This is a genomic window from Microbacterium sp. Bi128, assembly GCF_918698205.1.
This window is the reverse complement of the sequence record NZ_CAKKMM010000089.1, coordinates 1-12,602: the sequence shown is the minus strand read 5'-3', so window position 1 is coordinate 12,602 and position 12,602 is coordinate 1. Positions and strand designations below refer to the sequence as shown.

The 12,602-nt window shown below is 70.9% G+C and carries 13 protein-coding genes; 7 read left to right on the top strand and 6 right to left on the bottom strand.

Annotated features, from left to right (window positions below; genetic code table 11):
• From LQV45_RS09165 to treZ, 5 genes are all read left to right on the top strand, one after another.
• A partial coding sequence (locus tag LQV45_RS09165) for a hypothetical protein (RefSeq protein ID WP_374208169.1) occupies window positions 1-234 on the top strand: 234 nt, incomplete at its 5' end.
• Window positions 231-731, top strand: a complete 501-nt coding sequence (locus LQV45_RS09160) for a glutaminase (RefSeq protein ID WP_230006739.1) — start codon at window positions 231-233, stop codon at window positions 729-731. The genes LQV45_RS09165 and LQV45_RS09160, both read left to right, overlap by 4 nt.
• A 79-nt stretch (window positions 732-810) precedes the next feature.
• Window positions 811-3,033: a glycogen debranching protein GlgX gene (glgX, locus tag LQV45_RS09155; RefSeq protein WP_230006738.1), complete on the top strand. Its 2,223-nt coding sequence runs from the start codon at window positions 811-813 to the stop codon at window positions 3,031-3,033.
• 5 nt (window positions 3,034-3,038) lie between these two features.
• Window positions 3,039-5,465: a malto-oligosyltrehalose synthase gene (gene treY, locus LQV45_RS09150; protein WP_230006737.1), complete on the top strand. Its 2,427-nt coding sequence runs from the start codon at window positions 3,039-3,041 to the stop codon at window positions 5,463-5,465.
• A gap of 95 nt (window positions 5,466-5,560) precedes the next feature.
• Entirely contained in the window at window positions 5,561-7,348 is a 1,788-nt protein-coding gene (gene treZ / locus LQV45_RS09145; protein WP_230006736.1) for a malto-oligosyltrehalose trehalohydrolase, read from the top strand.
• 92 nt (window positions 7,349-7,440) lie between these two features.
• Here treZ and LQV45_RS09140 read toward each other — a convergent pair whose 3' ends face one another.
• Entirely contained in the window at window positions 7,441-8,268 is an 828-nt protein-coding gene (locus tag LQV45_RS09140) for a tryptophan-rich sensory protein (protein ID WP_230006735.1), read from the bottom strand.
• Between the two features lie 119 nt (window positions 8,269-8,387).
• Window positions 8,388-9,116 carry a GMP synthase gene (locus LQV45_RS09135; protein WP_230006734.1) on the bottom strand — a complete coding sequence of 243 codons (729 nt, stop codon included), beginning with the start codon at window positions 9,114-9,116 and terminating at the stop codon, window positions 8,388-8,390.
• Window positions 9,117-9,181: 65 nt separating this feature from the next.
• On the opposite strand from LQV45_RS09135, the gene LQV45_RS09130 reads away from it, so the two are divergent.
• On the top strand, window positions 9,182-9,502 hold the full coding sequence (locus LQV45_RS09130) for a hypothetical protein (protein WP_230006733.1): 321 nt from the start codon (window positions 9,182-9,184) through the stop codon (window positions 9,500-9,502).
• A 31-nt stretch (window positions 9,503-9,533) separates the two neighbouring features.
• Here LQV45_RS09130 and LQV45_RS09125 read toward each other — a convergent pair whose 3' ends face one another.
• Window positions 9,534-10,253 carry a LysR substrate-binding domain-containing protein gene (locus tag LQV45_RS09125; protein WP_230006732.1) on the bottom strand — a complete coding sequence of 240 codons (720 nt, stop codon included), beginning with the start codon at window positions 10,251-10,253 and terminating at the stop codon, window positions 9,534-9,536.
• A 22-nt stretch (window positions 10,254-10,275) separates the two neighbouring features.
• Here LQV45_RS09125 and LQV45_RS09120 point away from each other — a divergent pair, with 22 nt between their 5' ends.
• On the top strand, window positions 10,276-10,665 hold the full coding sequence (locus tag LQV45_RS09120) for a DUF1304 domain-containing protein (protein ID WP_230006731.1): 390 nt from the start codon (window positions 10,276-10,278) through the stop codon (window positions 10,663-10,665).
• 212 nt (window positions 10,666-10,877) lie between these two features.
• On the opposite strand, the gene LQV45_RS09115 is transcribed toward LQV45_RS09120, so the two are convergent.
• From LQV45_RS09115 to LQV45_RS09105, 3 genes are all read right to left on the bottom strand, one after another.
• On the bottom strand, window positions 10,878-11,285 hold the full coding sequence (locus tag LQV45_RS09115) for a transferase (RefSeq protein ID WP_138173047.1): 408 nt from the start codon (window positions 11,283-11,285) through the stop codon (window positions 10,878-10,880).
• A 209-nt stretch (window positions 11,286-11,494) separates the two neighbouring features.
• Complete coding sequence (locus tag LQV45_RS09110) at window positions 11,495-12,271, bottom strand: DNA-formamidopyrimidine glycosylase family protein (RefSeq protein ID WP_230006730.1); 777 nt, start codon at window positions 12,269-12,271, stop codon at window positions 11,495-11,497.
• On the bottom strand, window positions 12,264-12,602 hold a 339-nt coding region (locus tag LQV45_RS09105; RefSeq protein WP_230006729.1), incomplete at its 5' end, for a hypothetical protein. The genes LQV45_RS09110 and LQV45_RS09105, both read right to left, overlap by 8 nt.

Below are 12,602 nucleotides of genomic sequence, written 5' to 3'. Positions count from 1 at the left end.
CTCACGGGGGCGCGGGCGCGGGAGGCGGCGGCGCGCGAGCACGCGGACCGGGTCCGGGAGCGGGGGGCGGGCCTGCGCGCCGAGATCGCGCGCGTGGAACGAGACGCCGCCGCCGCCGAGGTGGCGCTGCGGGAGGCCGAGCGCGAGACGGCGACGGCGCGTGAGACAGCTACTGCGGCGGAACGCTCCCTCGATCGCGCCCGCTCCGCGGCCGCCGAGGAGACGACCGCATGACCGGCCCCGACGCAATCGCCCGCGTGGAGGAACTGCTCGCCGCGGCACGGAGCCGGCTCGTCGACGCGCCGCGCGAGCGGCTGGGCGACCTACAGGAGGGACGCCGCTTCCTCGGCATCCCGCGCGCCCCCCGCATCGTCGATCGCGGGCGGGCCTGGCACCTGGGCGTGCTGCTGCTCACCGACGAGGCGGTGCTGTCCACCGGCGACATCGTCCGTTCGCGGGCCGAGGTGCGCCGCGGCTTCCCCGCGGAATCGCAGCGGCGCCGCGCCGAACTGGCGGCCGCGGCCGAGCGGGGCGGCGTCCCGGAGGGCGAGACGGTCCACATCGGCTGGCAGCCCGTGGATCTCGGTGCGCTCGACGACCGGAGCGCGCCGCTCGCCCTCCGCGACGGGGAACCGGCGGTGCGGTGGAGCGCGCGGGGAGGGTACGTGTCGTTGGCCGGTTATCTCGACGAGCGCATCGATCTGCTGCAGCATCCGCCCGAGCGAGCCTGAGCGAATTCGCATAGTCCGCGGGGGTGGGGGTGTCAACGGATGCGGCCCCGGCAGTTGCGTGTCACAGGGCTGGTCTATCGTGAGCGACGTGCAGCAGGTATGGCCAGGATCCAGTTATCCCCTCGGGGCGACCTACGACGGCAACGGGACGAACTTCGCCCTGTTCAGCGAGGGAGCCGAGCGCGTCGAGCTCTGCCTCTTCGAAGAAGACGGAACGGAGACGTGCTTCGAGCTCGTGGACGTCGACGCGTTCGTGTGGCACGCCTATCTTCCGAACATCCAGCCCGGGCAGAGGTACGGCTACCGGGTGCACGGTCCGTACGACCCCGCGAGCGGGCAGCGCTTCAATCCGAGCAAGCTGCTGCTCGATCCCTACGCCAAAGCGGTCGAGGGGCAGATCGAGTGGGGCCAGCCGGTCTTCAGCTACGAGTTCGGCGACCCCGACTCGTTCAACGACGAGGATTCCGCGGCGCACATGATGAAGGGCGTGGTCATCAACCCGTTCTTCGATTGGGCCGGCGACCGCCACCCCAAGACCCCCTACGCCGAGAGCTTCATCTACGAAGCCCACGTCAAGGGTCTGACCCAGCTGCATCCCGACGTTCCCGAAGAACTGCGCGGCACCTACGCCGGTATCGCCCACCCCGCGGTCATCGACCACCTGCGCAAGCTCGGCGTCACCGCGATCGAGCTCATGCCGGTGCACCAGTTCGTCAACGACTCCACTCTCGAAGAGAAGGGGCTGTCGAACTACTGGGGATACAACACCATCGCGTTCCTGGCCCCGCAGAACACCTACTCCTCGACCGGTGACCACGGTCAGCAGGTGCAGGAGTTCAAGGCCATGGTCAAGGCCCTCCACGCCGCGGGCATCGAGGTCATCCTCGACGTGGTCTACAACCACACCGCCGAGGGCAACCACATGGGCCCCACGCTCTCGATGCGCGGCATCGACAACGAGGCGTACTACCGCCTCGAAGACGATGACAAGCGGTACTACACCGACTACACGGGCACCGGAAACAGCCTCAACGTCGGCAACCCGCACACGCTGCAGCTGATCATGGACTCGCTGCGCTACTGGGTCCTCGAGATGCACGTCGACGGATTCCGGTTCGACCTCGCCTCGACCCTCGCGCGCGAGTTCTACGAGGTCGATCGCCTCGCCGCATTCTTCGAGCTCGTCCAGCAGGACCCGGTAGTTTCGCAGGTCAAGCTCATCGCCGAGCCGTGGGACGTCGGTCCCGGGGGCTACCAGGTGGGCAACTTCCCGCCGCAGTGGACGGAGTGGAACGGCAAGTACCGCGACACCGTGCGCGACTTCTGGCGCGGCGAGCCGCAGGCCCTGGGCGAGTTCGCCTCGCGGCTCACGGGCTCCGCCGACCTGTACGAGCACTCGGGGCGTCGGCCCGTGGCATCCATCAACTTCGTCACCGCCCACGACGGCTTCACGCTGCGCGACCTCGTGTCGTACAACGAGAAGCACAACGACGCCAACGGCGAGGACAACAACGACGGCGAATCCCACAACCGCTCGAACAACCTGGGTGTGGAGGGGCCGACGGACGACCCCGAGATCCGCACGCGCCGGGCCCAGCAGCAGCGCAACTTCATCGCGACGCTGCTCCTCAGCCAGGGTGTCCCCATGCTGCTGCACGGTGACGAACTCGGCCGCACGCAGGGCGGGAACAACAACGGCTACGCCCAGGACAACGAGATCACGTGGGTGGACTGGTCGAGCATCGATCACCCGCTCGTGGAGTTCACCGCGGCCCTCGCCCGGCTCCGCAAGGAGCACCCCACCTTCCGCCGCAGCCGCTTCTTCGACGGCCGCCCCGTGAAGATGGAGGAGGGCGCGCCGCTCCCCGACGTGGTGTGGTTGCGTCCGGACGGCACGCTCATGCAGCCCGAGGACTGGGACTCCGGCTTCGGACGCGCGGTCGGGGTTTTCCTCAACGGCCAGGGCATCCGCGAGCGCGACCGTCGCGGCGAGTCGATCAGCGACGACCACTTCCTCGTGCTGTTCAACGCCGGCGACGAGACGGTCGACTTCCGCATGCCGGACATCGCCTACGCCCCGAAGTGGGACGCGTACGTCGACACCGCGGGGGAGCGTGCGAACACCGAGCCCATCGCGCCCGGTGAAGCCCTCACGCTGGAGCCGAAGTCGCTCATGGTGCTGGGCGAGCACTACATGCCGGAGCCCGAGATCGACCACTCCGTGGCCGCCTCGCTCACCGCGCAGATCGCCATCACCGCCACCGATGACCTGCCCGGGCAGGCACCCAAGCCGGAGCTCTGACCTCGATGCGGCATCCGCTCTCGACCTACCGCCTGCAGATCCGCGAATCCTTCCCCCTCGACGCCGCCGCCGAGGTCACGGGCTATCTCCGTGACCTCGGGGTGTCGTGGGCGTACCTCTCGCCGCTGTTGGAGGCGACGCCGGGCTCCGACCACGGTTACGACGTGGTCGACGTCACGCGCGTGGATCCCGCCCGTGGCGGCACCGCGGGCTTGGAGCGGTTCGCGGCGAAGGCCCGCGCCGAGGGTCTCGGCATCCTGATCGACATCGTGCCCAACCACATGGGCGTCTCCGACCCGCGCGCGAACGCGTGGTGGTGGGACGTCCTGCGGCAGGGGCGCGCTTCGGCGCATGCGGAGGCGTTCGACATCGACTGGGAGTTCGGGAGCGGGCGCGTGCGCGTGCCGGTGCTCGGTGCTGACCTCGTCGACGTGATCGGCGAGATCTCGTACGACCCGACGCCCGCCTCCGACGCTCCCGACGGCCTCATCCGGTACTTCGATCACGTGTTCCCCGTGGCGCCGGGGACCGGGACGGATGCCGCGGCCGCGGGTTCGCGCGACGCGATCACCGCTCTGCTGGCGGCGCAGAACTTCGAACTGCGCTTCTGGCAGGACGAGGCCGCCGACCTGAACTACCGCCGCTTCTTCGCCGTCACCACGCTCGCGGGCGTGCGGGTCGAGCGTCCCGAGGTCTTCGCGGCCACGCACGCCGAGATCCTGCGCTGGGTGCGCGAGGGGCTGGCCGACGGGTTGCGGGTGGACCACCCCGACGGTCTCGTCGACCCGGGCGGCTACCTCGATCGGCTCGGCGCAGCGCTCGCCGAGGCCGGCGGCCCCGAGGCAGGGTACGTGCTCGTGGAGAAGATCCTCGAGCACGGTGAAGCCCTCCCGTCGTGGTGGAAGACCGCCGGGACGACCGGGTACGACGCTCTCGCCGAGGTCGACCGCGCGCTCACCGACCCGGCCGGCGAGGCGGCGCTCGACGCGCTCGACGCGCGGCTGCGGGCCGACACCGGGCTCGAGCCGCTGACCGGCTGGCACGACCTCATCCACGACACCAAGCGCCGCATCGCCGACACGATCCAGGTCTCCGAGATCCGGCGCATCGTGCGGGGGCTCCCCGAAGGCATCCGCGCGGAGTTCGGCGCCGAGGCTCTGCAGGACGCTCTGGCCGAGATCCTCGCGTGCTTCCCGGTGTACCGCTCGTACCTCCCCGCCGGTCGCGACCACCTCGATGCCGCGGTCGGTGAAGCCGAGACCCGCCGCCCCGAACTGGGCGACGTGATCGAGGCGCTCGTTCCCGCGCTGACCGACACCTCGCTCGAGATCGCGTGGCGCTTCCAGCAGACCACGGGCCCGGTGATGGCCAAGGGCGTCGAGGACACCGCGTTCTATCGCTTCACGCGCCTGGGCTCGCTCACCGAGGTCGGCGGCGACCCGGCGCAGTTCGCGCTCGACGTGCACGGCTTCCACGCCGCGCAGGCGGGCCGTCAGGCCTCGTGGCCCACGGCCATGACGACGCTGTCGACCCACGACACCAAGCGCGGCGAGGACACCCGCGCGCGTATCGCGGTGCTCGCCGAGATCCCTGAGCGCTGGGCCGAGGTGCTGGACGAGTTCCGGGGCATCGCCTCGACCGGGCACGGCCCGTTCGACGCACTGCTGTGGCAGGCGATCGTGGGCGCGTGGCCGGCGTCGGCCTCCACTCCCGCGGGCCTCGCGGACTACCGCGAGCGCCTGCACGCCTACGCCGAGAAGGCCGCGCGCGAAGCGTCCGAGGTCACCGGGTGGTGGGAGCAGGACGAGGCGTTCGAGCAGCGCATGCACGCCCTCGTGGACGCCGCCACCGGTCCCGCCGCGGAGCGCGTGCGCGCCTTCGTCGACGAGATCGCGGCCGACGGATGGTCGAACGGCCTCGCGGCGAAGCTGCTGCAGATCGCCGGTCCCGGTGTCCCCGACGTCTACCAGGGCTCGGAGCTGTGGGAGCAGTCGCTCGTCGACCCCGACAACCGTCGTCCCGTCGACTTCGCCGAGCGGGCGCGCCTGCTCGCCGAGATCGACGCCGAGGGGGCGTCGGTGCCGGCGGTGGATGCCACGGGCGCGGCGAAGCTGCTCGTCACCTCCCGCGCGCTGCGCGTGCGGCGCGACTGCCCCGAGTACTTCTCGCTGTACCGTCCGCTCGAGGCCGCGGGCGCGGCATCCGGTCATGTCGTCGCCTTCGACCGGGGCGGTGTCTCGGCGGTGGCGACACGGCTGCCGCACGGCCTGCGGGCGGCGGGCGGCTGGCGCGACACGGTGCTGCTGCGCCCGGACGTGCCCGCGGTCGACGTGCTGACCGGTCGCCGGTACCCCGGCGGCCCGGTGCTGCTGTCGGAGCTGCTGCAAGACCTGCCCGTGGCGCTGCTGGTCGACGAACCGGCCTGCTCCTGATTCCCGGGCGCGCGAGGGGTCACTTTCTGTCGCCTCGCAGCCCCGTAAGCGACAGAAGTTGACCCCTCACGCGTGAGGCAGAGGAGGAGGATGCCATGAGCATCGAGGTGTGGGCGCCCAAGGCCGACCGGGTGCGGCTGCGGCGGTTGGACGAGAGCGGCGAGAGCATCGTCGAGGACGTCGAGGACGTCGAGGACGTCGAGGACGTCGAGGACGTCGAGATGTCGGCGGCGGGCGGCGGATGGTGGACCGCCGACGTGCGGCTCGCCGACGGCGAGCGCTACGGCTTCGTGCTCGGTGACGGCGACGACCTGCGCCCCGACCCGCGGTCGCGTCGCCAGCCGGGCGGCGTGCACGAGGCCTCTGCGTGGTTCGACTCCGACGCCCACGCGTGGACCGACGCCGCCTGGACCGGCCGACAGCTCGCCGGCGGCCTCATCTACGAACTGCACCTGGGCACCTTCACGCCCGAGGGCACTCTGGATGCCGCGATCGGACGCCTCGACCATCTCGTCGACCTCGGGGTCACCCACGTCGAACTGCTGCCGGTCAACGGCTTCAACGGCACGTGGAACTGGGGGTACGACGGGGTGCTCTGGTACACCGTGCACGAGGCCTACGGTGGGCCCGCCGCGTACCAGCGGTTCGTCGATGCCGCGCACGCCGCGGGACTCGCGGTCGTGCAGGACGTCGTCTACAACCACCTCGGGCCGTCGGGCAACTACCTGCCCGAGTTCGGCCCGTTTCTGCGCGAGGGCAGCCGCAACACGTGGGGCGATTCGGTGAACCTCGACGAGGATGCCGTGCGCGCCTTCATCGTCGAGAACGCGCTGATGTGGATGCGCGACTACCACGTCGACGGGCTCCGGTTGGATGCCGTGCACGCCCTGCTCGACCATCGCCCGGTGCACGTGCTGCAAGAGATCGCCGAGGGTACAGACGCGCTGTCGGCGCACCGCGGCATCCCGCTCACGACGATCGCCGAGTCCGACATGAACGATCCGAAGCTGATCCTGCCGCGCGAGGCGGGCGGGTACGGGCTCACGGCGCAGTGGTCGGATGACTGGCACCACACGGCGCACGTGGCGTTGAGCGGCGAGACCATCGGGTACTACGAGGACTTCGCCGACATCGACGCCTTCCGCAAGGTGTCCGAGGGCGGGTTCTTCCACGACGGCACCTACTCGTCGTTCCGCGGCGAGAAGCACGGGCACCCGATCCCTGACGCGGTGCCGAACTGGCGCCTGGTGACCTTTGCGCAGGACCACGACCAGATCGGCAACCGCGCCGCGGGCGACCGGCTCTCGCAGACGCTGTCGTTCGACCGGCTCGCCGCGGCCGCCGTGCTCACGCTCACGGCACCGGGGACTCCGATGCTGTTCATGGGCGAGGAGTGGGGCGCCACGACCCCGTGGCAGTTCTTCACCTCGCACCCTGAGCCCGAGCTCGGCGAAGCGACGGCGAAGGGCCGTGTGGCCGAGTTCGAGAAGATGGGCTGGGACGAGTCGGTCGTCCCCGACCCGCAGGATCCCGAGACCTTCCGGCGGTCGAAGCTCGACTGGGCCGAGCCGGGCCGTGACGGTCACGCCGAACTGCTGGCGCTGTACCGGGAGCTCGCGAAGCTCCGGCGCGCGCGCCCCGAGTTCACCGACCCGTCACGTCACGGTCTGTCGGCGCGGGCTGTCGAGGCCGAGGGGGGCCGCGTGTACGAGCTCCGTCGCGGTGCGCTCGTCGTGATCGTCAACCTGTCGGATGCCGAGGCCGCGGTGCCCGTGGCATCCGGTGCGGGGATCCTCCTGGCCACCGTCGAGGGCGCGGTGCTCGACGGCGATCGGCTGCGCGTTCCCGCCGGCGGCAGCGCGATCGCGGCACCTCCGCTCTGATCGATGCACGAACGCCCCGTCGCGACCTCGGGTCGTCGGCGGGGCGTTCGTGCGTTCCGGTGCTGTGCTCGCGGCGGTATTCCGCCGCCCGTTCAGTCGACGCTGGGGCGGATGAGACGCAGTCCCGAGATGGCTGCGGGCGGCAGCAGGACGAGAAGGGCGACGACGATCGCCACGATCGCGATGGGCGTGCTCGTCGGCGAGCCCGTCAGTCGCTCCACCGCGAGCCAGGACAGACCCCAGGCCAGGGCGAGGGCCGGAGCGACGCGCCAGTCGCTGCGCCACGCGATCGCGAGGCCGATCAGGGCGACCACGACGAGGACGGCCACGCCGATCGCGCTCGCCGCGTTCTCCCACGCCGGCGGGACGACGGTCGTCAGCCACGCCGCCGTGTTGGCCACGGTCGCCAGCGTCACCCAGCCGAGGTGGAGCCCGGTGACGCCGTCGATGAGCACCGAGTCCACCGCACCGCCCCGCGGATCGCGGGTGAGCACCGCGGTGCGGAACGCCCAGCCGAGCGCGATGAGCAGGAGCACGATCACGACGACCGTGAGGAACAGGGTGCCGAAGCGGGCGGCGACGAGCCAGAGGCCGTTGAGGACCATCGTCACGGCGATGGGCCACCCCATCCTGCGCTGACGTTCCGAGGCGCGCTGGCGGGGGAGGGCCTGCCAGACGGCGTAGGCGATGAGGCCGAGGTAGATGACCGACCAGATCGAGAACGCGGGCCCTGCGGGGGCGAGGTACGACCCGTCCGTGTCGAGCGCTCCGCCCTGCTGGTCCTCGACGGCGGTGTTGCCGAAAGCGCCCGCGCCGATGACGGCGGCGATGAGCATGAAGGACACCGCCGACAGGAGGACGATCTGCCGAGCGAGGTCCGACCCCCGCGCGGCCGTGGTTGCGTGGTCTCGTGCGTGCATGAGTAGAACACTAGATAAGCTAGCCAATTCACCTCGGCAGGCTTGACACGGCCCGACATGTCAGGGCGCTTCGCCGGTAGCATCCCGGGTCGGCGTGACGTGCCGCGAAAGCGGGGCTCTCAGGCGGCCAGGGCGTGGGCGGCGAACGTGCGCAGCAGCAGCGTGGGCTGCTCCACCGACACCGTGCGGACGTGGGCGGCGACCTCGTCGAAGGCGTCGGCGTCGAAGTACCCCGCCGCGCGGTAGACGGCCATGCGGGCCACGAACGCGTCGGCGGTGGGCTCGGGGTGGAACTGGGTCGCCCACAGCGCGATCCCCGCGCGGTAGGCCTGCACCGGGCACGCCGCGTTGCGCGCCAGCAGCGTCGCCCCCGGCGGAACCTGGGCCGTCCCCTCTTTGTGGGCGGTGAGCGCTTCGAACGTCGGATCCAGGACGCCGAAGAGCTCGTCGCGGGCGCCCTCGTCGGTGAGCGCGATCTCGGCGGGGCCCGTGCCCTCGGGGTGCTCCAGGGTCACGACACCGCCGAGCAGACGCGTGACGACACCGATGCCGAAGCACGTGAACATCGCGCGCGTCCGGCCCTCGAGCGCGGTGGATGCCAGGACCTCGAGGTCGTGCTCGAGGCGGAGCTGCGCGTCCGTCTTGTCCGCATCGGTGACGTTGAACGGGCTTCCGCCCACCACGACACCGGCGTAGCGATCGAGATCGGCCGGCAGCGGATGGCGCACGAGGTCGTGATGGACCAGGTCGGCGTCGTCGACCCCGAGTCCGTCGCGGAACGACGCCCACTCCGCGGTCGCCGCTTCGCGCTGCGGGCGCGCGCAGACGTAGAGGAGGCGACCGGTCACCCAGGGATTCTATGCGGGTCGCCCCGGCGGCCCCTTCCCGTGTGACCTTTCGAGACAATGGGGGCATGACCACCTCGACACTGCTCGTCACCGACGTCGAGAATCTCGCCGACGTCGTCGCCCTCCTCCGCGCCGCCGCCGCCGAGCTCGACTGCGGGCTGAGCGTCCGCACGCTCGCCGGTGACGAGGTCGACGAGGCCGAGACGGCGGCCGCGGCGCGGCGCGACCGGGAGCGCAAGCGTCTCCCCACGCCGGTGCGCGTCGACCTGCACGCGACGACCGAGGGTGCCACGGTCGACGCCGAGGCGGTGCTGCGCGGCGCGCGGGCCCGTGGTCTCGTCCGCGGCGCGACGGTCGACGAAGTGCGGCGCACGAGCGGACGCTGAGCGGTGTGCCGCTGAGTCGTCTGGTCCGGCGTCAGCGGGACGAACGTGCCGTGCGACCGCGCACGACGCCGATGAAGGTCTCGACGTCCTCCGTCGTCGCCTCCCGTCGCCAGGCGAGCGCAACCGTGGAGACGGGGCCGTCGGCGAGCACCCGGTACTCCACGTCGCGGCGCTGATTCGCCCGGGCGAGCGACATCGGGACGATCACCACACCGACGCCGGCGGCGACCGTCGCGATCGCCTCGGCGGTGTCGACCGGGGGCGCGAACGTCGGGGAGACGGCATCCGGGATCTGCGCTGCGAGCACGTCGTCGGCGGGGACGATGACGACCTCGCCCGCGAGGTCCGCGGCCGAGATCTCGTCGTCGGCGGCGGTCAGGGCGGACTCCGTCGACATCACGACGACGGGGAGCTCGTCGTAGAGGGGGATGACGTGCAGGTCGTCGGGGTCGTCGACGGGGAGACGCACGAGCCCGGCGTGGACGTCCTCGAGAGCTTCGCGCTGGCCGGCGACGGTGATCGCCTGCAACTCGAGTGCGACGTGCGGCATCCGTTCGCGCCACACACCGATCCATTTGCCCGGTGTCGCACCGGGGACCACTCCGAGCGTGAACGTGCGCGGTTCTTCGGCGCGGGCGCGCGGGGCCGGCTTCGTCGCCTTCTTCGGCGTGGGGCGGCGTTGCGGTGTCGCAGCGGCCCCGCGCCGGGACTTGCGCGGCGCGCCCCCGCGGTTCCCGCTGCTGCCTGCCATGGCTCCAGGCTAACGTGAAGGCATGATCGGCATCCTGGCGCTCGTCTTCGCGGGGCTCGCCGCCCTGCTGCACGTCTACATCTTCGTGCTCGAAAGCGTGCGCTGGTCGCACCCGAACGTGTGGCGGCGGTTCGGGGTCGCCTCGCAGGAAGCGGCCGACATCACCAAGCCGATGGCGTACAACCAGGGCTTCTACAACCTGTTCCTCGCGATCGGCGCCGGCATCGGCGTCGTGCTGTGGGCCGTGAACGGCGTCGGCGACGTGGCCGGGCGCACTCTCCTGCTGTTCTCGCTCGGCTCGATGCTGGGTGCCGCACTCGTGCTCACGACCTCGGGCCGGAAGTACGTGCGCCCGGCGGCCACTCAGGGGACTCTGCCGCTCATCGGATTCGTTCTCGCGATCTTGGCGTGACCCGGCCGAGTACTTCGACGTCGAGATTCCCCCACGGAAGAACTTCGATATCGAGCGAATCCGAGACATCCGGATTGTTCGATGTCGAGCGAAATCCACGGTGATTCTTCTCGATGTCGAGCACTGCGGCGGGATTCGCGCAGGTCGACGGCAAAGAAAGACCCGCACGCTCCGAAGAGACGTGCGGGTATGGATGCCTCGGGGCGTGAGCCTCAGGCGGCCAGACGAAGACCTCGGCGATCGGTCGCGACGGCTTCGCCGTCGTTGATGACCTCGTCGTCGCCGATGAGCGAACCCACGGCGATACGGGCGTTGGATCCCACCTGAGTGCGGACACCGATGTGAGCCCCGGCGCCGATGACGGCACCCGCGCAGATGTGCGCGTGCGGCTCGATGTGCGCTTCGGGCCCGATCACAGCGTCCGACTCGATCCAGGCCCCTCGACCGACACGGACACCGGCCGCGATCTGCACTCCGGGTTCGACGTACGCGCCGTTCTCCACCAGTGCCGACGGGTGGACCTTCGCGCCGTGCGCGACGAGTCCACGACCGTTGACGTGCTTGCGGTAACGCAGCGTCTCGCCGTGGTCGTTCTCGATGTCGATGTAGTTCTTTCCCACGATCCCCTCCGATCGGCCTTCGGGTCGGCCGACTTGTGTGACAACCGATGCGGGTTCACTCTCATTCCCGTGCATGGTTGTTCGGCGCGGAGGCCCCAACGGATTCCCGCCGGACCACGGTATTTTCCGCTGCGCCGGTTTGCCTTCCACCGTTGTCGCACGCCCGGTCATCCGGGAACGGCGGGTTGACATCGGCTCCGAATTCACTCTCATTCCGGCTGGCAGGTGGGGCACCAGAACACGTTGCGCTCGCTCGTGGCCGAAGCCCCGAGCATCGTCGCCCGGATCGGGGTGCCGCACCGTCGACACGGTGCCCCTTCGCGGCCATAGACCCACATGCGGCGACCGGGGCGGCTGTCTCCGGTGAACGTGCGTTCGGGGCGGGAAAGGTTGGCCTGGATCATGCGTCGACCGAGCGCGATCGTGGCTTGCGCATCGATCTCGGTGGCGGGCGTGGTTGGGGCGATACCGCGGACGAAGAGGAGTTCGTTGGCGTACACGTTGCCGAAACCGGCGACGTGGCGCTGGTCGAGCAGCGCCACGTGCGCGGGCCGAGTGTCGGCGGCGACACGTCGTACCGCTTCGGCCTCGTTCCAGTCGGGGCCGAGCAGATCGGGACCGAGGTGGCCGACCACTCGGTCCTCGTCGGCCGTGGGGAGCACCTCGACCATCGCCAGATCGAAGCCGACGGTGTCGGCTCCGCTCACCCCGACGATCGCCCGGGCCTTGAACGCGGGGCGCCGCCAGCGCTCGCCGGGGCGGTAGACGTCCCACCGCCCCTCCATCTTGAGGTGCGAGTGCAGCGTGTAGGCGCCGATGCGTTCGAGCAGGTGCTTGCCTCGCGCGACGACCTCGTGGACGGTTTCGCCGCGCAGATCGGCGGTCGCGCTGCCCGGGACGCGGATGTCGAATCGCGTGACGGTGCGGCCGGCGAGGGCGGCCGACAGCTTCGCCGCCGCGCGATGGACGGTGTCGCCCTCAGGCACGGGCGGCCTCGCGCAGGGTGTCGCCCGCGGTGAGGCGGCGCAGGGTGAGTCCACGCGGCGACTCGACGAAACCGGCCTCGCGCAGGGCCCTGCCCACCGCGGTGCCGTAGACGAACTCCCCGTTGACCTGCTCGACGGTGAGGGTGTCGAGGCGGCGCCGCCGCGAGGTGTCGGCCAGGTCACGGGCCGCAGCCCGCAGCCGTGCCTCGTCGTCGGTGAACGCCAGGGCGCTGCGTCCCCCGCGCTCGAGGTACAGCGTCAACTCGCCGTCGACCAGGACGACCAGGCCACCCGCCTTCCTGCCGGGACGATGGGTCACGCCGTCCAATGC